At 38.4% G+C, this 26,944-nt stretch carries 20 protein-coding genes and 1 tRNA gene; 12 read left to right on the plus strand and 9 right to left on the minus strand.

What is annotated here, in order from left to right; all coding sequences use genetic code 11:
* From ACIQ32_RS04255 to ACIQ32_RS04270, 4 genes are all read right to left on the minus strand, one after another.
* Nucleotides 1–500 (minus strand): GDSL-type esterase/lipase family protein (locus tag ACIQ32_RS04255; RefSeq protein WP_396194451.1); only part of this gene is annotated, 500 nt, incomplete at its 3' end.
* Nucleotides 501–530: 30 nt separating this feature from the next.
* Nucleotides 531–1,313 carry a DUF3050 domain-containing protein gene (locus ACIQ32_RS04260; RefSeq protein ID WP_396194452.1) on the minus strand — a complete coding sequence of 261 codons (783 nt, stop codon included), beginning with the start codon at nt 1,311–1,313 and terminating at the stop codon, nt 531–533.
* A gap of 117 nt (nt 1,314–1,430) precedes the next feature.
* Nucleotides 1,431–2,609 (minus strand): acyl-CoA dehydrogenase family protein, encoded by a 1,179-nt coding sequence (locus ACIQ32_RS04265; protein ID WP_396194453.1) that lies wholly within the window; start codon nt 2,607–2,609, stop codon nt 1,431–1,433.
* 152 nt (nt 2,610–2,761) lie between these two features.
* The gene (locus ACIQ32_RS04270; protein ID WP_396194454.1) at nt 2,762–3,493 is read right to left on the minus strand and encodes a hypothetical protein; all 732 of its coding nucleotides are present in this window, start codon (nt 3,491–3,493) and stop codon (nt 2,762–2,764) included.
* 231 nt (nt 3,494–3,724) lie between these two features.
* Between ACIQ32_RS04270 and ACIQ32_RS04275 the strand changes: the two genes are divergently transcribed.
* On the plus strand, nt 3,725–5,395 hold the full coding sequence (locus ACIQ32_RS04275; protein WP_396194455.1) for a S41 family peptidase: 1,671 nt from the start codon (nt 3,725–3,727) through the stop codon (nt 5,393–5,395).
* 2 nt (nt 5,396–5,397) lie between these two features.
* Here the strand turns inward: ACIQ32_RS04275 and ACIQ32_RS04280 are convergent, their stop codons facing one another.
* The 3 genes from ACIQ32_RS04280 to ACIQ32_RS04290 all read right to left on the minus strand — a co-directional run bounded on the left by ACIQ32_RS04280 (nt 5,398) and on the right by ACIQ32_RS04290 (nt 7,433).
* The gene (locus tag ACIQ32_RS04280; protein ID WP_396194456.1) at nt 5,398–6,108 is read right to left on the minus strand and encodes a tRNA1(Val) (adenine(37)-N6)-methyltransferase; all 711 of its coding nucleotides are present in this window, start codon (nt 6,106–6,108) and stop codon (nt 5,398–5,400) included.
* 141 nt (nt 6,109–6,249) lie between these two features.
* A complete protein-coding gene (rimM, locus tag ACIQ32_RS04285; protein ID WP_396194457.1) occupies nt 6,250–6,774 on the minus strand; it encodes a ribosome maturation factor RimM in 525 nt (174 codons plus the stop codon).
* 14 nt (nt 6,775–6,788) lie between these two features.
* Nucleotides 6,789–7,433 carry a 30S ribosomal protein S16 gene (locus tag ACIQ32_RS04290; RefSeq protein WP_396194458.1) on the minus strand — a complete coding sequence of 215 codons (645 nt, stop codon included), beginning with the start codon at nt 7,431–7,433 and terminating at the stop codon, nt 6,789–6,791.
* A gap of 199 nt (nt 7,434–7,632) precedes the next feature.
* On the opposite strand from ACIQ32_RS04290, the gene ACIQ32_RS04295 reads away from it, so the two are divergent.
* The 8 genes from ACIQ32_RS04295 to ACIQ32_RS04330 all read left to right on the plus strand — a co-directional run bounded on the left by ACIQ32_RS04295 (nt 7,633) and on the right by ACIQ32_RS04330 (nt 19,540).
* Nucleotides 7,633–8,349: a DUF6252 family protein gene (locus tag ACIQ32_RS04295; protein WP_396194459.1), complete on the plus strand. Its 717-nt coding sequence runs from the start codon at nt 7,633–7,635 to the stop codon at nt 8,347–8,349.
* Between the two features lie 126 nt (nt 8,350–8,475).
* Complete coding sequence (locus tag ACIQ32_RS04300) at nt 8,476–8,820, plus strand: RNA-binding protein (protein ID WP_290873119.1); 345 nt, start codon at nt 8,476–8,478, stop codon at nt 8,818–8,820.
* A 172-nt stretch (nt 8,821–8,992) separates the two neighbouring features.
* Nucleotides 8,993–13,492 (plus strand): DNA polymerase III subunit alpha, encoded by a 4,500-nt coding sequence (gene dnaE / locus ACIQ32_RS04305; RefSeq protein ID WP_396194460.1) that lies wholly within the window; start codon nt 8,993–8,995, stop codon nt 13,490–13,492.
* A gap of 112 nt (nt 13,493–13,604) precedes the next feature.
* Nucleotides 13,605–13,922, plus strand: a complete 318-nt coding sequence (trxA, locus tag ACIQ32_RS04310; protein WP_396194461.1) for a thioredoxin — start codon at nt 13,605–13,607, stop codon at nt 13,920–13,922.
* A 221-nt stretch (nt 13,923–14,143) separates the two neighbouring features.
* Nucleotides 14,144–15,082, plus strand: a complete 939-nt coding sequence (locus tag ACIQ32_RS04315) for a DUF58 domain-containing protein (protein ID WP_396194462.1) — start codon at nt 14,144–14,146, stop codon at nt 15,080–15,082.
* Between the two features lie 86 nt (nt 15,083–15,168).
* Nucleotides 15,169–15,242 (plus strand) — tRNA-Asp (locus ACIQ32_RS04320).
* A gap of 383 nt (nt 15,243–15,625) precedes the next feature.
* Nucleotides 15,626–18,946 (plus strand): T9SS type A sorting domain-containing protein, encoded by a 3,321-nt coding sequence (locus ACIQ32_RS04325; RefSeq protein ID WP_396194463.1) that lies wholly within the window; start codon nt 15,626–15,628, stop codon nt 18,944–18,946.
* A 117-nt stretch (nt 18,947–19,063) separates the two neighbouring features.
* The gene (locus ACIQ32_RS04330) at nt 19,064–19,540 is read left to right on the plus strand and encodes a hypothetical protein (protein WP_396194464.1); all 477 of its coding nucleotides are present in this window, start codon (nt 19,064–19,066) and stop codon (nt 19,538–19,540) included.
* A gap of 32 nt (nt 19,541–19,572) precedes the next feature.
* Here the strand turns inward: ACIQ32_RS04330 and ACIQ32_RS04335 are convergent, their stop codons facing one another.
* On the minus strand, nt 19,573–20,706 hold the full coding sequence (locus tag ACIQ32_RS04335; RefSeq protein WP_396194465.1) for a glycosyltransferase: 1,134 nt from the start codon (nt 20,704–20,706) through the stop codon (nt 19,573–19,575).
* Entirely contained in the window at nt 20,697–21,614 is a 918-nt protein-coding gene (locus ACIQ32_RS04340; protein WP_396194466.1) for a hypothetical protein, read from the minus strand. The genes ACIQ32_RS04335 and ACIQ32_RS04340 overlap by 10 nt, the downstream gene beginning before the upstream one ends.
* A gap of 147 nt (nt 21,615–21,761) precedes the next feature.
* On the opposite strand from ACIQ32_RS04340, the gene ACIQ32_RS04345 reads away from it, so the two are divergent.
* The 3 genes from ACIQ32_RS04345 to hemW all read left to right on the plus strand — a co-directional run bounded on the left by ACIQ32_RS04345 (nt 21,762) and on the right by hemW (nt 26,905).
* Nucleotides 21,762–25,022 (plus strand): reprolysin-like metallopeptidase, encoded by a 3,261-nt coding sequence (locus ACIQ32_RS04345; protein WP_396194467.1) that lies wholly within the window; start codon nt 21,762–21,764, stop codon nt 25,020–25,022.
* A 102-nt stretch (nt 25,023–25,124) separates the two neighbouring features.
* Nucleotides 25,125–25,676: a crossover junction endodeoxyribonuclease RuvC gene (ruvC, locus tag ACIQ32_RS04350; RefSeq protein WP_396194468.1), complete on the plus strand. Its 552-nt coding sequence runs from the start codon at nt 25,125–25,127 to the stop codon at nt 25,674–25,676.
* Between the two features lie 95 nt (nt 25,677–25,771).
* Nucleotides 25,772–26,905, plus strand: coding sequence for a radical SAM family heme chaperone HemW (gene hemW, locus ACIQ32_RS04355; RefSeq protein ID WP_396194469.1), 1,134 nt, complete (start codon nt 25,772–25,774; stop codon nt 26,903–26,905).
* The last annotated feature ends 39 nt before the right edge of the window (nt 26,906–26,944 follow it).

The following is a 26,944-nucleotide window of genomic DNA, read 5'->3' on the forward strand; positions in this document are numbered from 1 at the left end:
GTTGAAATAAATGCGGAGCCTTGACCAAATGGAGTGTAAGCATAATCAGGGATAGAAATTACAATCACTTTGTTTTGATTGCCTCCGGCTTTAGCAATAGCGGTATGAACCAGTTCAGGAAATTCTTGTTCGTAAACACTAAAAGGAATACCTTGGTATTGGTTGTTAACACCTATTAGTAAAGTCACTAAGTTGTAATCGTTGGTTAGATTTTGTGCAGCAACAGCGTTTTTTAAATTGTTGGTAGTCCAGCCGGTTTGCGCAATGAGTTTAATTTCTACATCGTCCTCTTCTGTTAAATACCTACCAAGACTGTCTTTCAATTGTTCGGGAAACCGGCAATCAACACAAACCCCTTGCCCAAAAGTATAACTGTCACCCAGAGCCAAATACTTAAACAATCGGGGTGTTGCCTGTGGTATATTTTCTTCCTCTTCGGAACAACAGTTTAAACCAAAAACCAAACCAAAGACTACAAGTATTTTTGAAATGAATTTCATAATCGAATCTTTGGTTTAATGTTTATTTTTTTAAGCCAGCTCTAAACGAGTTTCAATTTTTTCTTCAATAGCATCCCAAAGTCCGATTCGTTTCTCCAAAGCCAAAACCGAAACTTCTTCCACTTCCTTCCATTTTTGTTCCTCGTTTTGGCAAAGTTCTGTTATCATTTGCATTGCCATCGGACCGTGTTCGTCAGCATCTAAAGCGATATGTCTTTCGAAATAATAGATCAATTTAGACAAATCAACATCCGGAAAGTTTTGCTGGAAACTCTTGAGAATTTCCGTGAACATAGTCGGAATCAAATCTTCTCTTCCAAAAGTAAACGCCGCCGCAATTTTATGCACTTTACCTTCTTCAATTACTCGGAAGGTAAAATCAAGAAACGACTTAACATTTTCGTGTAAATCGCTTTGTTTGATAGCGATAAACACGTTTTTGGTGTCGACTACATTTTTTAGAAAGGCATTCAGTTCCTCGGTTGAAGCGCCACAACTTTGCATGGCTTCCACATACATTTCAAAATGACTCAAACGCTTTCCGTCTAAAGTCAAATCGCTTTCTTCCGCCAATACTATTTCGTTAATCAAACGACGGGTTTCCGGATTTTCCGTAGCAAACCAAGGTGTAGAAGTACAAGTTAGTTTGCTTTGTAAGGCTTTTAATAATGACATAAAGTCCCAAACCGCATACACATGCGATTCTAAAAACTGCCGCAAATCGTCTATATTTTTTACTTTCTCATAAAGCGGATGCTGTAGTAAAAGGTCTTTTTGCGGTTGTATTTTTTCGTTGATAATTGAAATGGTCATAGCTTTTTTTTATAGAATTTAAGTAACCGTAGTGTATTAAGTTTTACCAAACAAAAATAAAAATGCTTCCCCGAAAAGAGAAGCATTTTGTATCAATTTTATTGATTGTTTAATCTTTTATTTAAAGGCCGGAATCCCTGTGATATCGGCTCCGGTAATCAACAAGTGAATGTCGTGTGTGCCTTCATAAGTAATCACACTTTCCAAGTTCATGCTGTGACGCATGATAGAATACTCACCGGTAATTCCCATACCACCTAACATTTGACGGGCTTCTCTGGCAATGTTGATAGCCATGTCTACATTGTTTCTTTTGGCCATCGAAATTTGCGCAGTGGTTGCCTTGCCTTCGTTTCTCAAAACGCCTAAACGCCAGGTCAACAATTGGGCTTTGGTGATTTCAGTAATCATTTCAGCCAATTTTTTTTGTTGTAATTGGAATCCGGCTATAGGTTTATCAAACTGAATTCTTTCTTTAGAATATCTCAAAGCAGTATCGTAGCAATCCATAGCGGCGCCAATGGCACCCCAAGCGATTCCGTAACGGGCCGAATCCAAACACATCATGGGTGCGCCCAAACCGGATTTCCCGGGCATTAAGTTTTCTTTGGGTACTTTTACGTTGTCAAAAATCAATTCGCCTGTGGCCGAAGCACGTAACGACCATTTGTTATGTGTTTCAGGAGTGGTAAAACCTTCCATACCGCGCTCTACGATTAAGCCGTGTATTCTGCCTTCTTCATTTTTCGCCCAAACCACCGCAATATCTGCAAATGGTGCGTTAGAAATCCACATTTTGGCACCGTTCAATAAATAATGGTCGCCCATGTCTTTAAAGTTGGTTACCATGCCGCTTGGATTTGAACCAAAATCAGGTTCAGTTAACCCGAAGCAACCCATGAATTCTCCGGTAGCCAATTTGGGTAAATATTTCTGACGTTGTTCCTCAGTCCCGAATTTCCATATCGGATACATCACTAAAGACGATTGTACCGATGAGGTCGAACGCACACCCGAGTCACCTCTTTCAATTTCTTGCATGATCAAACCATACGAAATTTGGTCTAAACCGGCACCGCCATACTCTTCGGGAATGTACGGACCAAATCCGCCAATTTCTCCCAAACCTTTAATGATTTGCTTCGGGAATTCGGCACGTTGCGCATAATCTTCAATGATAGGAGAAACTTCACGCTTCACCCACGCACGGGCAGAATCACGTACTAATTTGTGTTCTTCCGTTAATAAATCATCTAATAAATAGTAATCCGGAGCTTGAAATAAATCGGGTCTCATAGTGTATAATTTGGTTTACGAAAACGTTTGCAAAGCTACATAATCTAAGTTAAAATCTCAATCAACAATTGTTATAATTTTTTTGAAGCTTTATCCGGCTTCTTGTCTCGTTTTTTTTTGACGAGATCCGGGCTAGGGCAGTGGCTTTACACTCAACGCTCGAGTTTTTTAAACGCTTCATTTTTTTCAAACAAGAAGTCGGCCATTTCCAGTATGTCTTGGCGTTCGGCCAAAGCAGCCGCACGGTCATCTGCTTCGCAATAGGCAATGAACAAATCGATTTCTTCCGGTTTTAATTTGAGGTTGTTCAGGTAAAAGTTACGGTCGTAATGACTGTTGAGATAGCCTTTAAAACTGGGCGGCGGAACCGGTTTTTCTGGTATTTCTTTGTCTTTGGATTTGAACCAATTGGTTACGCCTTTGAACATGCGAACAAAGTCGACCCCGTTTTCAATCGTCCCGTCGTATACGTTAACTACTTTCAAGGCTTGTACTTGTTTGCTCAATTTTATGTCGTCTATATCAGCTTGTGTAATTTGGACTTTCAAACTCGACTTCTTCACAATTTCAACATCTTCGAGCACTATGGGTTTCTTTTCTAGGGTGATGGTCAATGCGTTTGTTTGGAAGTGGATTTCGGTAATTTTGAGTTTGAAATCGACATACTCCTTGGAAAGGATATACAATTCGTCGCCAACGGTTACGCTAATGCTAAAATGCCCTTGAGAATCGGTTGTAGTGCTTTTTTTAGAAGTCAGGTTTACCAAGTCGACTGCAGCAATACCTTTCCCTTCGCAAACTATTTTCCCGTGCAGCTCTTTTTGGTTTTGAGCGAGACAAGAAGTTATAGTGATAATAAATAAAAAGAGTAGAGTTGGCTTCAATAGTAAGGTGTTAAAGATGAAACCTCTAAAGTACTGTTTTCATTTTCGCTAACTGATAAAGTAGTGTTAATTAAGATTTTTTTACCATGTATGTGGGCTTACATTTTGTACAAAATAGCTGTTCAATACCATTTTTTCATTTTAGCAAGCACGGCTTTATAAAATTATGTTAAACATAAAGTTGGCATTTCTATTAAACTATAGGTTTGTATTGTTTTAAATTCCAGTCCAATGAGATTTCTTTTTTTTATTTTATTTTTCGTCTCTCAAAGCCATTGTTTTTCGCCAACAAGTAGTTTTGAAAGGGATAGGTATAAGCAATTAGGATTGGTTTGGGGTTTGTTAAAATACCATCATCCTGAGATTAGCAAAGGGAAATACTCTTGGGATAATGAGTTTATTCTTTTGTGTGACAAAGTAGCTTCGGTAAAAAATCAGCAGGAGATGAATGGTTTTTTAGTGGATTTTTTAGCAAAGTATCCAACAAAAAATGTTAGAGTCAGAGCAGCAAATTCCAGTAAACTATTCACCAAGAATGTTGACTACGGTTGGATTGACGAAGCTGTTTTTGGAGCGCAATTGACAACCTTACTTAGAGGGATTTCTGAAAACGCAAACATTACTAATTATTATGCCTCGACAGACAATTTAACCAAAATGCTGTCTTTTAACAATGAAAAAGGATTCAAGGATTTTAATCATGCCATAACAAGTCATAGATTGCTTTTGCTTTTTAATTTTTGGAATGCCATTCATTATTGGAATGTGAATAAATATTTAATGGCCGAAAAATGGCTGGATTGTTTGGATGCAATGACTACTGAATTTTTAAATTGTAATACCCATTTTGAATTTGAAATGGCTAAGTCTAAATTGATTTCTAAACTCAATGATTCGCATTCTTTTTATTTATCAAAACAAATCACAGACAAACTTTTTAAATTCAAACCGCCTTTTTTTGTAAAAAACATCAACGACTCTTTGTTGGTTCAATACATTTCAAACAAAGCTTTAGCGGAAAAGAATGGGATTGAATTAGGAGATGTGATTTGTAAAATAAATAAAGAAGACATAGGAACAGTTAACAACAAAAGATTGCAACCCTTGCTTTCGGCTTCAAATCCAACTTTTTTAAAAAAATGGAGTCATTTTTTGCTTTGGAATGACAGTGACTCACTAGACATTACCGTCCTCAAAAAGAGTGGGGCTGTACTAAACAAAAAAATTCAATTGTATGAAACTATAAAAGATAGTCTTCCTGAGTGGATTTCGGCTTCTTCAAGTGAAAAGTACAAAAATGAAGCCCCCGGAATTGGTTATGTAAATTTGGGTTCTATCACCAAAAATGAACTTAAAAGTGCCTTTACACTTTTTAAGAATACCAAAGGGATTATTCTCGATTTGAGAAATTATCCAAGCGAGATGAAAGAAAGTGACCTCACGAAATTTCTTTTCCCTAAAAATAAAGAGTTTGTAAAAGTGCTTTTCCCAATGGAGAATCAACCGTCTGTCGGAGAATATGACGGGCAAGGCTTATTAAAGTTTATTTCTGATCCATTTAATACCGGTACCAGTAATCGAGAGTATTATAAAGGCAAAGTGGTGTTGCTTGTCAACAGAAAGACACAGAGTAAAGCCGAATATATTGGAATGGCCATTCAACAAGCGCCAAATTGTATTACAATAGGTGAACAAACAGCAGGTTCAGTTATGAATGTTGTTGAATACACTATGTCTGACGCCACAAAAATTTATTTTACAGGCTTAGGAGGGTTTTATCCTGATGGCAAAGAAGTTCAAAAGAATGGGCTTCGTCTCGATGTTGCTTTAAAAGAATCGGCTAAAAATTTCGACCCCGATTTGTACATTAAAGAAGCCATCAAAATAATTGAAAGCCATTAATTTCACATCTTCAGGTAGAAATTTTTAGTCAATGCAATATAGTCTGCTGTATATTGGTGTCTTTCGGTTTCAATGACCAATTCATCAATAGGGAAGTCGGTAGTTTTGGTAAACGAAAATGCCAACAAGCTTCTTTTGATTTCGGTTGTCGGTGTGCCTTTTACGCGGGTAATTTGGAGCGGGAACAAATCACAGGCTTTGGCCAAAGCAATCAATCTGTCTTCCTCTTTGTGCGGAACAATTACCGCCAAAACACCTGTTTCAGTAAGCAGTACCGAAGCGGCTTCCACTAAATCTTCAAAAGGCAAAGCGTCTTGAAAACGGGCTAAATCTCTCGATTCATTTTCGGTTTTATAATCTTCGCTGTAAAACGGCGGATTGGAAACAATCAAATCATACTCCTCATCTTCTAAGTCATCCATAAAAGCATCGAGCGATGCATGAAAACAAAACAAACGGTCGTTCCAAGGCGAATTTTCAAAATTGTCTACGCATTGTTCAAAGGCATTTTCATCTATTTCAATGGCGTCAATTTGCACGGCATGGCATCTTTGGGCTAACATCAACGCTACTAATCCGGTTCCTGAGCCAATGTCTAAAACCGAAAACGGTTTATGGTCAATAGGCGTCCAAGCACCAAGTAAAACACCATCGGTGCCGACTTTCATTGCGCAGCGGTCTTGTTGTATGGAAAATTGTTTGAATTGGAACATTTGAGATTAAGAGGAGGAAACCCAGTGGGCTTCAGGTATTTTTAAGGATGTTTTTTTTACGCTGAGGCATGGCATTAAAGGCGAATTTCTAGCCCCGATTGGAGCTGGCTACCATGTAGCGCGGAAAGCGGGAAATAGCTCCTAAAGATACATTTCGATTAGACCTTCCGGTAAATCCATGATAACCTTTTTGTTTTCTCGGTCGATTTTAACCAAGAATTGATCAATCATGGGAACTAGTATTTCTACCGAACCGTTAACCACTTCAAAAAGCGGTTGGGCTGAACTGTCATTGATAGAAACGATTTTGCCAAAAACCCCAAGGCGTTTGTCTTCGATTTCAAAACCAATGACTTCGTGAAAATAAAATTTGTTGCCTTCTAATTTAGGCAACATGTTTAAAGGAAGATAAATTTCACAGCCAATCATTTTGTCGGCTTCTTCTTCCGAATCAACATCTTCAAACTTTACGCGAAGGAAATCGTTTTTGTGCAGGTTGCTGTTTTCAATAAAAAATGGAATCAGATCTTTGTTGAATTCAACAAATACTGATTCCATATCTTCATATAATTCGGGTTCGTCGGTGTCTAAATAGAGTAGGACTTCCCCTTTGAAACTAAACTTTTTGGCAATTTTACCTAAATAGAAACAATCTTCTTTACGCATGATTGCCTAAAATGTTAAGCTTCTGTTTCTTCGCTTGCTTCTTCGGCAGCCGGAGCTTCTTCAGCTACTACTTCAGGAGCTTCTTCAGCAGCAGGAGTTTCTTCTGCTACAGTTTCTTCAACAGCTACTTCAGCCACAACTTCAGGAGTTTCTTCTGCTGCAGTTTCTTCAACAGCCACTTCTTCAGCTACTTCTTCTTCAACTTTGGCAGCTTCAACAGCAGCGGCAGCACGTTTGTCATTAGCTTCTTTTTCAGCTTTTAAAGCTTTTGCTTTAGCTGCTTCTTGTGCTTTTGATAAACCTTCTTTTTTAGCCGTTACTTTGTTAGCTTTTTCATCTAACCATTTAGCCAATTTAGCATCGGCTTGTTCTTGTGTCAAAGCACCTTTGCGAACGCCTCCGTCAAGGTGGTGTTTCATCAAAGCACCTTTGTAAGAAAGGATAGCTCTTGCAGTATCGGTTGGTTGTGCACCATTGTGTAACCATTGAACCGCTTGGTCAAGGTTTAAATCAATAGTGGCAGGATTGGTGTTTGGATTGTAAACGCCTAATTTTTCTAAGAATTTACCATCTCTTTTTGAACGAGCATCAGCAGCTACGATCCAATAAAAAGGTTTCCCTTTTTTTCCGTGTCTTTGTAATCTAATTTTTACTGACATAATCTTTTTGATTAATTTGAGGTACTCGACCTCGGTTATTTAAGGGCGCAAAGATAGTTATTTTTTACAAACAAACTAATTGAAAATTATATTTTTACAGTCAACTCCTTGTCATGACTAACTTTAACGTTATTTTTTTAAAATTTAATTAGCATTTTTACATTAAAAAGTTATTTTTGTGGAGAAATACATTGAAAAAATGAAAAGAATTTTGTCCCTAATTTTTATAGCCGTAGCCATGACCTCTTGTCAAGATGATGTCAAATTTAGCAATCCCGGTTTGCAAGGATTGAAAGATGATGTTTTTTGGACATCCGGTGAAACCAGAGCCTACTTGAATGCTAACGGAAGACTTTCTATTGAAGCTTTAACCGAGTTTGAAACCTTAACTTTAAATACTAGTAGTACTAATGAGGGTACTTACATTTTAGGAACTACTAATGTGAATAATTCGGCAACTTATTCTTCAACCATTGATAATGTAGCATTAGAGTATGCTACGGTAGCCGTGCCGGGTCCGGTTAGCAATATTAATTTGATTTCCGGGGGAACAGGTTACAGCAGTGGCAATTCTGTGATAACTACCGGTGGTTCAGGGAGCGGTTTGACCGTTAGCGTTGTAGCCAATGCTTCAGGGGTTGTTACAAGTTTGTCTCTCGTTTCACGAGGGAATTTCTATGTGGCAGGAGACATAATTACCGTTTCCGGTGGCAATCTTAATTGTAGATTCCGAGTGCAAAATGTACAAAACAGTAACGGTGAAATCAAAATCACGGAATATGATGATGTCAATATGACTGTTTCAGGTACCTTTAAATTCAATGCGGCTAATGCCAATAACAGTCCTTTTGGCGGTCCGATTTTAAACTTCCAATACGGAGAGTTTTATAAAATACCTGTTTTTCCATCTCTTTAATTATCAGTTCATTCAATATAATAAGCCGTCAACAGACGGCTTTTTTTATTTATTGAGAATTTTTCAAATTTATAGTGTTTTGCGTTTCATTAAAGGTTACCTTTGTCAAAATTTAAAATTTAAAATATGAATATTTTTGTTGGGAGTCTTCCGTTTAGTATAGACGAAGCAGATTTAAGAGATTCTTTTGAAGTCTATGGAACGGTTAATTCCGTAAAAATCATCACTGATAAATTTACCGGAAGAAGTAAAGGATTCGGTTTTGTTGAAATGGAAAATGATGCGGAAGCTCAAAAAGCAATCGATGAGTTAAATGGTGCTACGGTTAGCGGTAGAACTATAGTGGTAAATAAATCAGAGCCAAAACCGGAAGGCGAAAGAAGAAGCTTCAACAATAACCGTGGTGGTTACAACGGAGGTGGAAATTCTCGTGGCGGATACAACGATAGAAACAGCGGCGGAAGATACTAATTCAGAAAACGCTTTTTATAATTTAAAACCATTCGATGTTTCGGGTGGTTTTTTTGTTGATAACTAAAGTTGATTTCCTTAGTCTGAAAACGTATTTTTGAAACTGTTCCGAAAGTGGCTCTTTTGCCCAAATGCACCACAGAATTTGGAATTTTAACTTTGGGATTTCACTATGTATTTAATTTTCGATACCGAAACTACCGGTTTGCCCCGCAATTGGGCAGCACCTATTTCCGATACTGATAATTGGCCTCGTTGTATACAAATTGCCTGGCAATTGCACGACGCTATGGGTAATCTTATCGAACATCAGGATTATTTAGTGAAGCCGGAAGGGTTTAATATACCATATGATGCCGAAAGAATTCACGGAATTTCAACCGAATTGGCTCAAAACCAAGGCGTTCCTTTATTGGAGGTTTTAGAAAAATTCAATATTGCGCTGTCGAAAGCCAAATTTATAGTAGGACAAAACGTTGGCTTTGATGTCAATATTATGGGTTGCGAGTTTTACCGATTGGGAGTGAATTCTCCTATGGCAACCTTGCCGGTTTTAGATACTTGTACTGAAGTCACGGCTGAATTATTGAAATTACCCGGCGGTCGAGGCGGAAAGTTTAAATTGCCTACGCTAACAGAGCTGCACAGTTATCTTTTCAATGTGCCGTTTGCCGAAGCCCACAATGCTACAGCCGACGTTGAAGCCACAACACGTTGCTTCTTAGAGCTAATCAGAAGACAGGTTTTTACCAAAGAAGAACTCGACGTTCCTGCGGATTATTTCAGAGAATTTGATGAAAACAATCCTAAGGAAATCCAGCTCATCGGATTGAAACACCTCAATCTGAAACAGGCTTCAGAGGAAATCAGAAAGCAATTGCAACCTCAAGAAGTAGCAGCACCATCGGATGGCAAACAACAAATCCACCACAATGTTGCTGGTATTGAGTTTGTTCATTTGCACAATCATACGCAATTCTCTGTGTTGCAATCTACCATCAGTGTGAAAGATTTGGTGAATGCCGCTGTACAAAACAAAATGCCGGCGGTGGCCATGACCGATCACGCCAATTTGATGGGCGCTTTTCATTTTGTGAGGGATATTTTGTACCACAACAAATCGGCACAAGCCAAAAACAAAGAAGCCGAAGAAAACGGAGAAACACCTACAGAAACCATTGTTAAACCCATTGTAGGTTGCGAGTTTTTTGTTTGTGATGATTTAAAAGACAAATCTCGTAAAGACAATGGTTACCAAATTGTCTTTTTGGCTAAAACCAAAAAAGGCTATCATAATTTGGCCAAATTATCATCTATCGCCTATACCGAAGGCTTTTATTATGTGCCGAGAATCGACAAAAAAGTCATCCAACAATACAAAGAAGACATCATCGTGCTTTCCGGAAACCTTTATGGAGAAATTCCGAGTAAAGTTTTGAATATAGGCGAAAACCAAGCCGAAGAAGCACTTGTTTGGTGGAAAGAACAATTCGGTGAAGATTTCTACATCGAGTTAATGCGCCACAATCAAGAAGATGAAAATAGGGTGAATACTTCACTTATTTCTTTAGCCAAAAAGCACAGTGTGAAAACGGTGGCGACCAATAATGTTTTCTATATTAATAAAGAAGATGCCAACGCTCACGATATTTTACTTTGTGTTCGCGATGGCGAAAAACAATCTACGCCTATAGGTCGCGGGCGAGGTTATCGCTACGGTTTTAACAACCAAGAGTACTATTTCAAATCGGGTGAAGAAATGAAAAAGCTCTTCCACGATTTGCCCGAAGCTATCGTCACCACTGAAGAAATTGTCAATAAAATTGAGATATACGATTTATCGAGAGAAGTACTCTTGCCTAAATTCGACATACCCGAAGAATTCGTAGTGCCTGAAGATGCAATTGACGGCGGTAAACGCGGGGAAAACAAATACTTGGCTTACCTTACTCAAGAAGGAGCCAAAAAGCGATACGGTGACATCACGCCTGAAATTCAGGAACGACTGGATTTCGAATTAAAAACCATTGAAAACACCGGGTATCCGGGTTACTTTTTGATTGTACAAGATTTCATCGCAGCGGCTAGAAGTATGGACGTTTCTGTTGGTCCCGGGCGTGGTTCGGCAGCAGGTTCCGTAGTTGCCTATTGTTTGGGTATTACTAATATCGACCCGTTATTGTACGACTTGCTTTTTGAGCGTTTCCTTAATCCCGATCGTGTGTCGATGCCCGATATCGATATCGACTTTGACGATGAAGGCCGAAGTCGTGTAATGGATTATGTAATCAACAAATACGGTTCCAAACAAGTAGCCCAAATTATTACTTACGGTACGATGGCTGCCAAATCCTCAGTCCGTGATACCGCTCGTGTGCTCGATTTGCCTTTGTTTGAAGCCGATAAAATTGCCAAGTTGATTCCGACGACCTTGAATTTGGCCAAAATATTTACCCTTGATAATGACAAACTCAAAGCCGCACTCAGAGCCGAAGAGTTTGATAAAGTCAAAGAGTTGATAGAACTTGCCAACGGCAACGACTTAGGCAGTGAAACCATTCAGCAAGCCAAAATCCTGGAAGGTAATCTGCGCAACACCGGAATTCACGCTTGTGGTGTAATTATCACACCGGATGATATTACCAATTTTGTTCCGGTAGCCACGGCCAAGGATTCGGATTTGTATGTCACGCAGTTTGATAACTCGGTGGTAGAAAGTGCCGGATTGCTTAAAATGGACTTCTTAGGATTGAAAACCCTAACCTTAATTAAAGACACCGTCAAATTAGTAAAATACCGCACCGGTGTAGAACTTGATCCGGATGCGTTCCCAATCGATGACGTAAAGACCTACGAGTTGTTCCAAAGAGGAGAAACGGTTGGGATATTCCAATACGAGTCGCCCGGAATGCAGAAGTATTTAAAAGATTTGAAACCCACCGTTTTCGGAGATTTGATTGCGATGAATGCGCTCTATCGTCCGGGACCGCTCGAATATATTCCGTCTTTCGTGCGACGTAAAAACGGAGAAGAACCCATTGTATACGATTTAGAAGCCTGCGAAGAATATCTAAAAGATACCTACGGGATTACCGTTTACCAAGAGCAGGTAATGCTTTTGTCGCAAAAATTAGCCGGTTTCTCTAAAGGTGATGCCGACGTACTGCGAAAGGCCATGGGTAAAAAGCAGAAAGATGTGTTGGATAAAATGAAATCTAAATTCATCGATCAAGCAGTGGCGAATGGACACGATGCCGAAAAACTAGAAAAAATATGGAAAGATTGGGAAGCTTTTGCGCAGTACGCCTTTAACAAATCGCACTCCACTTGCTACGCTTGGATTGCCTACCAAACGGCTTATCTCAAAGCACATTATCCGGCCGAATACATGGCGGCGGTACTGTCTAATAACATGAACGACATCAAGCAAGTCTCCTTCTTTATGGAAGAATGTAAGCGAATGGGCTTGCAAGTTCTCGGTCCGGATGTAAATGAGAGTTATTACAAATTCACCGTAAACGAAAACTACGCTGTTCGTTTCGGAATGGGAGCGATTAAAGGCGTTGGAATGGGCGCCGTACAAACCATAGTCGACAACCGTAAAGAAGGCCACTACAAATCGATTTTTGATTTAGCCAAACGTATTGACTTGCGCGCCGCCAATAAAAAAGCCTTCGAAAACTTAGCCTTAGCCGGTGGATTCGATTGTTTTACGGAAACGCATCGCGCCCAATATTTCCACACCGACGGCGATAACATCACGTTCTACGAAAAAGCCATGCGTTACGGCGCCAAGTTTCAGGAAAACGAAAATTCGTCGCAAGTCAGCTTATTCGGTGATGCCAGCGATGTGCAAATAGCCGAACCAACTGTTCCGCCCTGCGAAGATTGGAGTACGATGGAAAAGTTGGCCAAAGAAAAAGAAGTCGTTGGTATTTATATTTCCGGTCATCCGTTGGATGATTTTAAATTCGAAATGAAATACTTCTGCAACAGCAAATTAGAGAACCTGAAAAATCTCAACAATTTTGTGGGCAAAACACTCACTTTCGCCGGTATCGTAACCAATGTGCAATACAAAACCGCCAAAAACGGAAAAGATTGGGCCATGTTTACTTTAGAGGGTTACGACGAAAGTCATGAATTCAGAATCTTCGACGAAGACTATTTAAAGTTTCGCCATTTCCTAGTGAATAACCAATTTGTGTATTTTAAAGTTATGGTAAAAGACGGTTGGGTGAACCGTGAAACCGGGAAAAAATCAGAACCGCGACTACAATTCACCGATGTAAAACAATTGCAGGATGTATTGCCGCAGTTTGCCAAAAAGTTGAGCATCCAAATGGACATCCACGAATTACAAGCAGAGTTTATCCAAAAGCTCAACCAATTGTTTACCGCCAACAAAGGCGATCATACGGTGTCTTTTGATGTCGTGGAATTTGAAAAAGTACTCAAACCGATTGCACCGTTGCCCAAAACTATAGCAGAGGATGAGATAATTGTCGATACCGATAATCCTGAAGAAGTTGAAGTTGATATTCCGATAATAGAAGAACAGTTGCAAGTAGCCACTCGAATTTCGTTACCGAGTCGCAAATTGAAAATCCGAATCTCCAACGAACTGTTGTCGGAGTTAGAAAAAATGAACGTAAAGTTCAGTCTCAACTAAAAATCGATTCTGGCAATGAGTTAATAGCCAAAACTGATTTTTTTAACATTTTATAATCAAATAAATTGCCTAATTTTGGCGAAAATAATAAAGTAATTTAAAAATACACAATATGGCTTTAGCAATTACAGATGCTACTTTTGATGAAGTAGTATTAAAAGCAGACAAACCGGTAGTGGTTGATTTTTGGGCAGCTTGGTGTGGACCTTGTCGTATGGTTGGACCGGTAATCGACGAAATTTCCTCAGAATATGAAGGCAAAGCAATAGTAGGTAAAGTAGATGTAGATGCCAATCAGGAGTTCGCTGCCAAATACGGTGTGCGTAACATTCCGACGGTTTTGGTTTTCCAAAATGGTGAAGTGGTAGGTCGTCAGGTAGGCGTTGCGCCTAAAAAAACCTACACCGACGCTATCGACGCTTTGTTGTAAAATACCGTGAAAAAGAAACTAAGGTCTAACGCAAGTTAGGCTTTTTTTATTTTCTGGAGCACGGCATCTGCCTTGTTTAGGAAAACTCCTCACGCAGTCCGTCTCGTCTTTAGACGAGACTCCCTCGGGGCTAGACAGTCCGTTAATAATTTTTAAACAACAGCTGTTAAAATTTTCAAATTTTCAAATTTTCAAATCCTTCAATTGGTTATATTTGATTTATGAAGATTGAAGAACAAAAAGAACTCGTTTCCGGTTTCAAGCATTTGGAATTGCTGGCCAATCAAGTCGTGGAAGGCTTTATTTCGGGTATGCACAAATCGCCTTTTCACGGTTTTTCAGCCGAGTTTGCCGAACATAAAGTATACAACACCGGCGAAAGCACCAAGCATATCGATTGGAAATTATTCGCCAAAACCGATCGTTTGTACACCAAGCGATTCGAGGAAGAAACCAATTTGCGTTGTCATTTGATTATCGACAATTCTTCTTCCATGCATTACCCAAAGTTGACTTCCAATCAACCTTTTTACCACAACAAAATCGGTTTTTCGGTACTGGCTTCTGCCGTTTTAATGAACTTGCTCAAAAAGCAAAGAGATGCTGTCGGACTCAGTGTTTATTCGGATACTTACGAATATTACGCGCCCGAAAAAGGCAGTGATCGCCACCATCGCATGATACTCAATAAACTGGAAGATTTGTTGGAAAATTCTAAATCGGCTAAAAGCACGGATACAGTTACCTTTTTACACCAGATAGCTGAAAAAATGCACCGCCGTTCTATGATCATCTTGTTTACGGACATGTTCAATCCAACGGCTAATGATGGCAAAACCGAAGCCTTGTTCAATGCCCTACAACATTTGAAACACAACAAACACCGGGTAGTGGTTTTTCATGTCATCGATAAGCAAACCGAAGTCAACTTCGATTTTGATAATGCCCCGCGCAAATTTATCGATTTAGAAACAGGAGAACAGATTAATATTTTTGCCGACAGCATCAAAGAAGCCTATGAAGAAAAAGTGGCTGCTTATTTTAAAGCATTGGCCTTAACTTGTGCTCAAAACAAAATTAAGTACGTGCCAGTAGCGGTGGAAGAAAGTTTTGAGAAAATTTTAACGACATACTTGGTTGAAAAACAAATGTTTGGTTAAGTCTCAAAAACTGTTTTTGTTTTTTTAGCAAAAAAAAGTTGCAGAATAGAAAATCAGTTGTATATTTGCAACCGCAATAAAGCGATGGTTTGGTAGTTCAGTTGGTTAGAATACATGCCTGTCACGCATGGGGTCGCGGGTTCGAGTCCCGTCCAGACCGCTAAAATTGGGAAAGGTTTTCGGAAACGAAAACCTTTTTTGCCCAAAATAAGATTCTTTTAAAGGATCTATTTTAGGTTCCAAAAAAGCAAACGAAATGCACCTTTTAACTTCTCAAAAGTTTCAACAGGTCATTCAAAATTAGTTGTGTTGTTTCGCTACGACTTTGTAACTCGTAGCAGGTTTAGTAGTTAGACCAATGAAAAGCTTTCTCGTTTTATAACGAGATGGCTTTTTTGCTTTATAGAAGTTATGTTTTTTCGATTTTGATTTCCTTTTCAAATGTTTTGTGTTTGAAGTTGTAATTGCTTGTAATTTTGTACATTGCGTTGTCTTTATTTGATTTTTTAACGAGACAACATCAATCAAAAACCAATTACCATTATGAAAAACCAATTACTCACCTTTATTTTACTCTTTACCACTTCTTTTTTAGTAGCCCAAAATTTTAATCAGCCGACACAATTCAACAATGTCTGTGATGATAATAATGATGGGATTGCGGACTTTTGGTTAGGAGAAATTTCGTTTGAAATCTTGGGAAATTTAAATCCACAAGAGTATGTGATAACCCATCACGAGACACAAACAGATGCCACTGTCGGGGTCAATGCATTGTCAAGTCCGTATTTTAATATTGCTCCTAATGCACAAGTAATTTTTGCCAGAATAGTTGCCAATGCCACTAATGAAGTTACGATTTTGACCTATAATTTAACGGTTAATCCAACGCCGGAAGCCCAAACTGTGACTGTTGTCAATTGCGCCAGTTTAATCACCAGTTTTCCGTGTTGGGATTTGACTAGTGTGGAAGGTCAAATAGGGCAAGGGATACCGGGTTTTATAGTATCGTATTTCGTTACACAGTCTGATGCACAAAACAATGCGGGTCAAATTGCTAATCCAACTTGTTACATCAGTCAATCTGCTTTACCAATACAACCGCCGGTTTTTTACAGATTGGAAAATCCAGTAACAGGTTGTTTTGCTGTTGGCACGATTGAATTGGTGACGATTGATTGTGGAGGCGGTAATACCTGTAATCCGCCAACGAGTTTTGAGGTGAGTTCGGTTGATTTGACAACATTGGTTTTAAGTTGGACTAATGACGGAGCTATAACACAATCTTCAATTGTGATATTGCCGGCCGGAAGCCCTCCACCTACCAATAATACCGTAGCTTTTTATGCCGCAACCAGCCCTTATGTAATTAGCGGATTGTCTTGTGGAACTTCTTATGATATTTACATCAGAACATTTTGTAACTCGGCCAATTTAAGCAGCTGGGTTTCCCTTACGACTTCTACTTTACCTTGTTTGGTTGAAGCCGGTCAACCTGTAGATTTGAGACAATGTTTGGGAAGTAACAATCAAGCTTGTTTTGATTTAAACCCAAACACTATCTTTATTATCAATACTTTAAATCCTGCTGATTATACTGTAACCTATCACAATTCGCAAGCAGATGCTCAAAACGGTGTTAATGCTCTGACAACAACTTATTGTACAACGACTTCTCAGGCTGTATTTGCCCGTTTAGCAAACAATGCTACTCAAGCTTATCAGATTTTTGGATTCTCTTTAATTGTAGAAACATTTTCAGGAGTAACTACTACCTTAAATAATATGCAACAGTGTGATGATAATAATGATGGTGTAGTGACATTTGATTTAACAGCAATTCAGGCTCAAATTAACGGTACAAATCCATTAGAATATTATCCAAGTTTGGCTAACGCCCAAAATCAAGTGGTACCGTTTAATAATCCATCTGCTTTAAATATTAGTATTCAAAATCAAATCACTTCAGTTTTTGTAAGAGAGATAGTGACTGATAATTGTGACAATATTTATACTTTCCAAATACAAGCTTTTGCCAATTGTAACGTGGCCTATACTTGTGCTCAAGCCAATTCACTTTGTAACTCACTGGGGACAGTTTTTCAAAACACAACAAGTTTGACTTCAACAGGTTCTTACGGTTGTCTTCAAACTACTCCAAATCCGACTTGGTTTTATTTACCCATCAGTCAGGCCGGAACTATCAATCTCTTGATACAGCAAAGTACAGTTTCCAATGTTTCTATAGCTAACTTGGATGCTGATTATGTCATATTCGGACCATTCACGGATCCTGTTACTCCTTGCGCCGGACAATTAACACCCAATAATATTGTAAGTTGCAGTTATTCTGCATCAGCCACTGAAAATGCAGTGATTACCAATGCTCAACCCGGACAGTTTTATTTGTTGATGGTTACCAATTTCAGCAATCAATCCGGTTTTATTAAAATATCAGAAATGTCGGGGTCAACCGGAGCTATTGACTGTTCAGGTCTCCGATTAAATGCCTTTTTGGATGTCAATAATAACGGAACGCAAGAGAATGGTGAGCAAAATTTTCCTTTAGGACAATTTACTTATGAAATCAACAATAGTGGCAATATTCACAACATAGTTACACCAACCGGTTACTACAATATTTATGATACTAACGGATCAAATTCCTATGATTTAAGCTATGCCATCGATCCGAACTATTTGGCTTCTTATGGTATTTCAACTTCGTCTTACAGCAATGTTCAGGTAGTTATTGGTGCCGGATTACAAACCTATAACTTTCCCATTACCATAACACAACCCTACAATGATTTGGCAGTGCATATTGTTCCGTTAGATGCGCCTAGACCGGGGTTTAATTATACGTATAAGATAGTGTACACCAATAACGGCAATCAAACCATAGCTTCAGGAACACTAACTTTCAATCATGATGCTTTGGTTTCCATTTTAACCAATACGCAATCGGGAACTACACCAATTACCAATGGCTTTACTTATAGCTTTAGTAATTTACTGCCGTTTGAGTCGAGGGAAATGACAGTAACTTTACAAGTACCAACAATTCCGATCGTAACTATTGGCGGTTTGCTAACCAATACTGCCTCGATAGTTCCATTAATCGGAGATGTAGTGCCGGAGAATAATTCGGCTACCAACACCCAAATAATTATCGGAGCTTATGACCCGAACGATAAAATGGAAGCCCATGGCGAGAGAATCTTGCATGCTTCATTTACGGCAAATGATTATCTTACGTATACCATTCGATTTGAAAACACCGGAACGGCCAATGCTGAAAAGGTCAGAGTCAATGATGTTTTAGATGACGGCTTGGATCTGAATACCATCCGTATGATCAGTGCCAGTCATTCGTATGTTATGGATAGAGTAGACCATAATGTCAATTGGATTTTTGAGGATATTCAATTGCCGCCATCTGTTGCCGATACTAATATTGGCAAAGGTTACATCACTTTCCAAATCAAACCAATGCTGGGTTATGCGGTTGGGGATGTTATTCCAAATACTGCTTCGATTTATTTCGACTTTAATCCGCCGATTATTACCAATACTTTCAATACCGAGTTTGTTCAGCAATTAGGCGTGGATGAATTTGAAAACAACGATTTTGTGTTTTACCCGAATCCGGTTGCCGATAGGTTAACTGTGAGTGTTCGTGGTACTTCAACCATTTCCGGTATAGTGGTATATGATGTATTAGGAAAAACAGTTTTCTCTCAAAAATCAGCAAACGTGTCCACTCAAACGATAGATTTATCTGCCGTGTCCAAAGGCATGTATCTGATAGAAGTCACCACTGATACCAATCAGAAAGTTATCAAAAAATTAATAGTAGATTAATTTGGCTATCCGCATAAAGTAAAGCCTTCTCTCGAGAGGGCTTTCTTTTTTGGGGAAACCTTAGCTTGGTGAATATAATTTCTTATTTTTGAAACTGTTAATCGACCCAATTCATTCATGAAAAAAGCACTGGTTTTAACCCTACTGACGGTTTGTTTTTCCTGCCAATATCTGGAGAAGAAAGTGCCTTCGGAACAGGAATTGCTCGAACAGCAAATGAGAGAAATCAATTGGAAGGAAGTCGATGAATACCCATCAGTAAGCGACTGTGAAACCCTAACAGATGCTAATCTTCGCAAACAATGTTTTTTTGATTTTTTAACGGCTACCATTGAGCAAAAATTGGCTGTAGACACCTTAGCTACGTTGTTTCCGAAATTGGATACGATTGAAGTAAGAGTCACGGTTTTACCTGATGCTACCTTAGAATTTAAACCCGAATTCCCTAAAGATTCAGTGGCTTATGATACGATTAAAATTGATAGCATCCTACGCATGCGATTGGTTGATTTTCCCAAAGTCAATCCGGCACTAAAACGAGGCATACCGGTAAAAACACAATTTGTCCTTCCGGTTATTATTAAGCAAGAATAAATTGACAAGGAAGGTCTTTCTTGTCATTACAACTATCGGTTATATTGTCTGCCTTTCCACGAAAATCCCCCAAAGAAAGAATAAATTCCAACCAAACTCGAGTAAATAGGATACAGTAAAGAGGTTGTTAAAGGTAAAATCCATTTGCCTTTGCGCAAATACTTATTGGTTTTGTATAGGAGCATGTAATCTACTATATACTTAGCCGAAAACACACCCAACCATATACTGGGATTTAAACAATTGCAAATCACAAACCACAAACTCCCAACCAAACTCAGATTCATCAACAATACTACCACCGCCAAAAACTTAGCATAAGTACTTTGGTAACCTGAGGTTTTACTCGCCCAACGCACACGTTGTTGGAAAAAATCGAACAAATCATTTTCGGGTTTGGTTTTGACTATGTTTTCTGAGTGCTTCAAATAGTGAACTTTTTCAGGGTGTTTTTTTACGGCCTTTTGCAACAAGAACACATCATCGCCACTTGCCCTGTTTTGGTTGCCGTTAAAACCGTCCAGTTCCGTAAAGAGCTTTTTAGTGTAAGCAAAGTTAGCCCCGTTACACATGAAGGGTTTGCCCAATCCGAAACTGCCTATGGTTGCGCCTTGCAAACTCAATAAATCCAATTGTTGAAAATGGTGAAACCAATTGTTTTTTACTTTATAGACTACGGCGCCAACAATCATTTCAGGCTGGTGTTTTTGGATGTATTCGTCTAAGGTTAGCAACCATTTTTTGGGCACCATACAATCTGCATCGGTAGTAATAATCCAATTGTGTTTAACGATTGGTATGGCTCTAGCTATGGCATCTTTCTTGGGAGAATCGGATAATCTTAAATTCTCCAAAAGTGTAGTGTCGATAGTATCGTGTTCCATTCGCCAACGAATGCAAATCCGTTCCGACAAGTCGGTTGAAAAATCATCCACCATGATGATTTCAATCAATTCATGCGGGTAATTCAATTTAGAGAAAGACGCCAACAGTTTTGGTAAATTCTTTTCTTCATTGCGAAACGGCACTATAATAGTAAAAGCTGTTTTGGGTTCATGGCTAGTTGCTTTAAAAGAGTTGACTTTATTGTACCCTAAAATCAATTGAAGAATCAGAACGATATAAATCGATAAAATCAAATACAGTAATACAATTATTAATTCCATTTAGGTTTGAATTTTAAAACAAAATAACTCCCGATAACAACGGGCAAAACAACATTCAAAAACCACATTAAAGTAGCAATAAAAACAACTATCCATTCGTTTATACCCAGTGGCTCAAAGAAAAACAACGCTACACTTCCTTTAACGGCAAAGTCTAAAAACTGAAAACTGGGCAATGAAGAAGCTAAAAAATATACTGACGCAATCGAAGCCATTAAAGTTGGGTAAGGTAAATCTACATCAAATGCCACAAATAAAAAATAATATTGATGGGAAAAAACCAAGTAACGACCAATGGCTAAAAGGATGTTTTTAAAGTGAATGCTTTTGGGTATTTCATTGATTTTGACTAACAATTTTTCAATCGAATAGCCTTTGATTTTAATAGATTTGGTTATAAAGCCAAAACCAAAAAAGAGCAGCACCATTGCTGTAATTCCAATAACCCAGTAATAATAGCCTAAAATCCAAAGACCGATTGTTCCGAAAATTACAGTTAATATCATTTGAATGCCATTGCAAATCAGATTTAAGAAAATGATTTTTTTAGTATTCTTTTGGTTGAAATAAAGTGCTTTTCCGGCGTATTCTCCTAAACCGTTAGGAGTAAAAATTCCTGCAGTCAAAGCACTTAGCACTTGTTTGGCGGCTTCGCTTACAGTAATTGGTTTTAGAAAATTAACCAAATTTTGCCACTTTAAAATTTCCAAATACCGATTGGCAATACTAAAGGAAAGCAAAAAGAGCATTCCGAGTACACTCCATTTTCGATGAAGTAAGTCAAAGAATTTTTCCCAGTTTAATTGATTATTATTGTTTAATTCGTTATAGATAAAATAAAATGAGAGCAATACAATAAGCAACTTGACTGCCGAAAGAAAAACTTTATTTTGTAGTGCTTTTTTCATGTAACAAAGTAACGGATATCCTTAAAACATTCCTACGAAAAACAAAAACACATAAACTTGTCTCTAATAATTTGATTTGCAAAAAAATAATTTATTTTTACAGTCTACAATAAACTAACACTAAATTCTAAAAACTAACAATTAGTAATGAAAAAAATTACCTTTTTATTCTTGTTGCTGCAAACCATAACTTTTGCCCAGCAAAACAATTGGGAAAAATCATCAGGACAAAATATTGTGCCTTTAAAGCAGGTAGAACGTTCCAATTTTCCAAAAGAGTTTAAACTTTTTACATCCAACATAGCTGCGTTAAAATCAATTTTACAAACTGCGCCCAATCGTTTATTAACCAATCAATCAAGTACAATTATTACCATTCCGAATGTAAACGGTGGGATTGAAAGATTTCAAATGTTTGAATTTTCAAACTTTGCTCCGGAGTTGCAAGCTCAATTTCCAAACATTAGGTCATACATAGGAGTTGGAATTGACGACAAAAAGGCTCAAGTTAGATTGAGTGTTGACGATTCAGGGATTCAGGTAATGGTTTTCAGAACGGATAAAAGAAATGAATTTATAGAGCCTTATTCAACTGATGGATTGGTTTATGCGGTTTATGAATCAAGTCGAGATAAAGGCGCTTTGCCTTTTACGTGTTCTACTGAAGATAATTCGTTGTCGCACAGTTTACAAAGACAGCAAAATGCTCAAACACCAATGTCGAGTTCAGGAGAGTTACTGTTATTTAGGTTAGCCTTGTCATGTAACGGTGAGTACGCGACTTATTTTGGCGGAACTGTTGCGGGTGCTTTAGCAGCTATGAATGCAACAATGACTCGAGTGAATGGTGTTTTTGAAAGAGATTTATCCATTCATATGAATATAATTGCCAATAACAACTTGGTGGTTTTCACCAATGCAGCAAACGATCCGTATACAACTATGGGTAATTGGAATGGGCAACTTCAAAGTACACTATCCAATATAATTGGAGAAGATAATTATGATGTTGGACATATGTTTGGTTCCACTGGCGGTGGCGGAAATGCAGGCTGTATCGGTTGTGTTTGTGTAGATGGTATCAAAGGAAGCGGTATTACATCACCTTCTAATGGAGTTCCAATGGGAGATACTTTTGATATTGATTATGTAGCGCATGAATTAGGACATCAATTTGGTGGGAATCACACTTTTTCAAGCAATGTAGAAGGCTCCGGAGTGAATGTTGAACCGGGTTCCGGCTCAACTATTATGGCTTATGCTGGAATTACAGCACAGGACGTCCAAAATAATTCAGATGATTATTTTGTTTATGCATCCATAAAACAAATTCAGGACAATATGGTTGGTAAAACCTGTCCAACCAGAGTGACACTATCAAATATTACTCCGGTGGTTAACGCCGGTTTGGATTATACCATTCCTAAAAGCACACCTTTTGTTTTAACAGGTGTAGCCTCAGATGGGAACGGAGATGCATTGACTTATTGTTGGGAACAAAATGACACGGCTACCGATCAAACCGGTGCGGCTAGTGCTGCTTCCGCTACTAAAACAGGCGGGCCAAACTGGCGCTCATACGATCCGGTATCTTCACCACTACGTTATTTTCCTCGATTATCCAGAGTAATAGCCAATCAATCAACCACTCAAGGAACAGAAATTACTGTGGAAGCACTGAGTTCAGTGGCCAGAACATTAAATTTTGTTTTAACGGTTAGAGATAATTTTCTAGGTTCGGGTCAAACCAATTCAGATGCAATTACAGTTAATGTTGATGCTGTATCCGGACCGTTTTTGGTGTCAGCACCCAATACGGCTGTTAGTTGGGCAGTTGGAACCAATCAAACGGTGACTTGGGCTGTAGCCGGAACAACAACCAATGGTGTTAATGCACAATATGTTGATATTTTTCTTTCAACAGATGGAGGTTTAACTTATCCGATACAGTTGGCAAGTAAAGTTCCTAATGACGGTTCTGAAATTATTACTGTGCCTAATAATGTTGGTACTACCAATCGTATTATGGTAAAAGGATATAAGCATATTTTTTATGATATTTCAAATGCTAATTTCTCAATTGTAGCACCAACAGCCAATTTTGCTGTAGCTTTTAATGGTGTAGCTGAGCAACAAAACAAACAAATTTGTACCGGAAATACAGTGTCTTATAACATTCCTTATACAACCTATGGAGGATTTACAGGAGCTACATCATTCGTTCTTTCAGGACAGCCTGCAGGAGTTTCAGCCTCGTTTTCACCAAATACAATTTCTGCTAATGGTGATGTTGTTTTAACGCTTAACAACACCGGTTCTGCTGCACCTGGTTTTTATGCTATGACTGTAACGGCCACTTCTGGAGCTATTACCAAAACAGTTCCATTTTACTTAGAATTATTTAATGCTAATTTTCCAACCCAGTTGTTGACTTATCCTGCTAATTTGCAAATCGGAATTCCCACTACTTTAACTTTAACATGGCCGGCTAATGCCAATGCAACTTCCTATGATGTTCAAGTGGCAACTGATGATAGTTTTTCTAATATTGTAGCTTCGGCAACTGTTACCACTAATTCTTTTAACGTTACAGGCTTGGCAAATGCTACCAATTATGTTTGGAGGGTTTTGCCTAAAAATAGTGCCTGTGTTGGGAATTACAGTACTGCCAATTTATTTAAAACGGGCTTGCCTAATTGTTCTGTTTTTGCTTCAACCAATGTGCCAATAAATATACCAAATACAGCTAATGTTACCGTTAATTCAACTTTGAATGTGGCGTCAACCAATACGATTTCTGATGTTAATGTAACCATGAATATCAATCATACTTGGGTAAACGATATGACTATTACGCTCATAAGTCCTAACGGAACACAAGTACAATTAGTAGCACAACCTTGTATAAGTGATGATTTATCAAATGTAAACGCAACTTTTGACGATTCCGGAGTTCCTCTAGTTTGTCAACAGAATCCGGCAATTACCGGAACAATTCAACCTTTACAATCTTTGACAGCATTCAATGGACAAAGTATGAACGGAACCTGGACTTTAAGAGTTTTAGATTCTTTCAATCAAGACGGCGGAACTATCAATAGTTGGAATTTAAGATTGTGCAGTACTACGGCGGTTCCTTTGGATGTAGCAGAAAATTCAATCCAAGACTTTAGCTTGTATCCGAATCCGAATAATGGAGATTTCAATATTCAATTCAACTCTACTTCTAACGAACCGATAGCACTTTCTGTCTTTGACATCAGAGGAAGACAAATATATGCCAATACTTATTCCAATAACGGATTTTTCAATGAGAACATTCAATTAAATAATTTACAATCCGGGGTTTACTTAGTGAAAGTAAAAGATGGTAAAAACGAAATTACTAAAAAATTCATCAAACAATAGTTGTTGCATTATCAACACATGAAAGGTCGTTTTTTTAACGGCCTTTTTTTATGGAAAGCATCATTTTGTTTTCTATTTTTACCAAACAAATACTAAGAGATTTTGGCCAACGAACGCATCATATTAGGCATCGATCCCGGAACAACCATTATGGGATTCGGATTGATTAAGGTTGTCAATAAAAAAATGGAGTTCATTCAGTTAAACGAATTGATCCTGAGCAAGTACGATGATCATTACACCAAGCTCAAGGTTATTTTTGAGCGTACCATCGAACTCATTGAAACCCATCATCCGGATGAAATAGCTATCGAAGCGCCTTTTTTCGGGAAAAATGTTCAATCGATGTTGAAGTTAGGAAGGGCACAAGGCGTTGCCATGGCGGCCGGTTTGTCTCGTCAAATTCCCATCACCGAATACGAGCCGAAAAAAATCAAAATGGCCATCACCGGCAACGGAAACGCCAGCAAAGAGCAAGTGGCTAAAATGCTACAACAACTTTTAAGCTTAAAAGAATTGCCCAAAAATCTTGATTCTACTGATGGTTTGGCGGCAGCGGTTTGTCATTTTTTCAATTCAGGGAAAGTAACTGCCGGGAAAAGCTACACCGGTTGGGATGCTTTTGTCAAACAAAATGAAGACAGGATTAAATAATTTGAAGATTTGAAGATGTGTCAATTTGAAAATGTGGTTTTGAATTGGGGTTATTCATTTTCAAATTTTCAAATTAAAAAATTTTCAAATTAAAAATGAGCGGTATCTATATTCACATCCCTTTTTGCAAACAAGCCTGTCATTACTGTGACTTCCATTTTTCAACTTCTTTAAAGAAGAAAGACGATATGGTTATGGCATTGGCTAGGGAGATTGTCTTGCGGAAAGACGAATTCAAAGACGATACCGTTGAAACCATCTACTTTGGAGGCGGAACTCCAAGTATATTAGAGATAGCAGATTTAAGGTTTTTGATTGATACGGTTTTTCAAAATTATAAGGTAGTTGAAAACCCCGAAATCACTGTAGAAGCCAATCCGGACGATTTATCGGAAGAAAGAATTCTCGAATTGTCGCAAACCAAAGTCAACCGTTTGAGCATCGGTATTCAGTCTTTCTTTGAAGAAGATTTGGTGCTGATGAATCGCGCGCACAACGTAGCCGAAGCCAAGCGGTGTTTAGAGATCGCGACAAAGTATTTCCATAATATCACCATCGATTTGATTTACGGCATGCCCGAGATGAGCCACGATAAATGGTTGCAAAACATACAAACAGCATTGTCCTATAACATTCCGCATATTTCAAGTTACGCTTTGACTGTTGAACCCAAAACGGCCTTACATCAGTTCATTCAAAAGGGAATAATTGCACCATTGGATGACGATTTGGCGCAAGACCATTTTCATTTGTTGGTCGACACTCTGGAAGACCACGGTTTTGTGCATTACGAACTGTCTAATTTCGGAAAGGAAGGGTATTTCTCGAAAAACAATTCGAGTTATTGGTTGGGTAAAAAGTACCTTGGCATCGGACCTTCTGCCCATAGTTATGATGGTGAGAAGCGCGGTTGGAATGTTGCTAATAATTCACTTTATTTAAAATCGTTAGCCCATAACGAATTGCCTATTGAAATCGAAACCTTAACCAAAACCGACCGCTATAACGAATACATCATGACCGGATTACGCACTATTTGGGGTGTTTCTTTGGATAGAATCGAAACCGAATTCGGCCCAAAATATTTGGAGTATTTATTACAGCAATCGGACAAATACCTAGAAGACCATTTGCTTTTTTTGGATGACAATATTCTCCGAACCACCAAAAGAGGGAAGTTTTTGAGCGATGGAATTGCGGCCGACTTATTTTTGCTAAATTTGGAATGAATTTCAACATTAAGAAGTTAAGTCACATTAAGGTTTTCA

It is taken from the genome of Flavobacterium sp. (assembly GCF_044373165.1).
Lineage (GTDB): Bacteria > Bacteroidota > Bacteroidia > Flavobacteriales > Flavobacteriaceae > Flavobacterium.

Bases quoted from the DNA above. Each gene is read 5' to 3' on its own strand.
- ACIQ32_RS04330 (WP_396194464.1), top strand. From the start codon at position 19,064: ATGAAAAAAGCACTGGTTTTAACCCTACTGACGGTTTGTTTTTCCTGC.
- ACIQ32_RS04295 (WP_396194459.1), top strand. From the start codon at position 7,633: ATGAAAAGAATTTTGTCCCTAATTTTTATAGCCGTAGCCATGACCTCT.
- trxA (WP_396194461.1), top strand. From the start codon at position 13,605: ATGGCTTTAGCAATTACAGATGCTACTTTTGATGAAGTAGTATTAAAA.
- hemW (WP_396194469.1), top strand. From the start codon at position 25,772: ATGAGCGGTATCTATATTCACATCCCTTTTTGCAAACAAGCCTGTCAT.
- ACIQ32_RS04280 (WP_396194456.1), bottom strand. From the start codon at position 6,108: ATGTTCCAATTCAAACAATTTTCCATACAACAAGACCGCTGCGCAATG.
- dnaE (WP_396194460.1), top strand. From the start codon at position 8,993: ATGTATTTAATTTTCGATACCGAAACTACCGGTTTGCCCCGCAATTGG.
- ACIQ32_RS04275 (WP_396194455.1), top strand. From the start codon at position 3,725: ATGAGATTTCTTTTTTTTATTTTATTTTTCGTCTCTCAAAGCCATTGT.
- ACIQ32_RS04260 (WP_396194452.1), bottom strand. From the start codon at position 1,313: ATGACCATTTCAATTATCAACGAAAAAATACAACCGCAAAAAGACCTT.
- rimM (WP_396194457.1), bottom strand. From the start codon at position 6,774: ATGCGTAAAGAAGATTGTTTCTATTTAGGTAAAATTGCCAAAAAGTTT.
- ACIQ32_RS04290 (WP_396194458.1), bottom strand. From the start codon at position 7,433: ATGTCAGTAAAAATTAGATTACAAAGACACGGAAAAAAAGGGAAACCT.
- ACIQ32_RS04345 (WP_396194467.1), top strand. From the start codon at position 21,762: ATGAAAAAAATTACCTTTTTATTCTTGTTGCTGCAAACCATAACTTTT.
- ACIQ32_RS04335 (WP_396194465.1), bottom strand. From the start codon at position 20,706: ATGGAATTAATAATTGTATTACTGTATTTGATTTTATCGATTTATATC.
- ACIQ32_RS04325 (WP_396194463.1), top strand. From the start codon at position 15,626: ATGAAAAACCAATTACTCACCTTTATTTTACTCTTTACCACTTCTTTT.
- ACIQ32_RS04340 (WP_396194466.1), bottom strand. From the start codon at position 21,614: ATGAAAAAAGCACTACAAAATAAAGTTTTTCTTTCGGCAGTCAAGTTG.
- ACIQ32_RS04265 (WP_396194453.1), bottom strand. From the start codon at position 2,609: ATGAGACCCGATTTATTTCAAGCTCCGGATTACTATTTATTAGATGAT.
- ACIQ32_RS04315 (WP_396194462.1), top strand. From the start codon at position 14,144: ATGAAGATTGAAGAACAAAAAGAACTCGTTTCCGGTTTCAAGCATTTG.
- ACIQ32_RS04300 (WP_290873119.1), top strand. From the start codon at position 8,476: ATGAATATTTTTGTTGGGAGTCTTCCGTTTAGTATAGACGAAGCAGAT.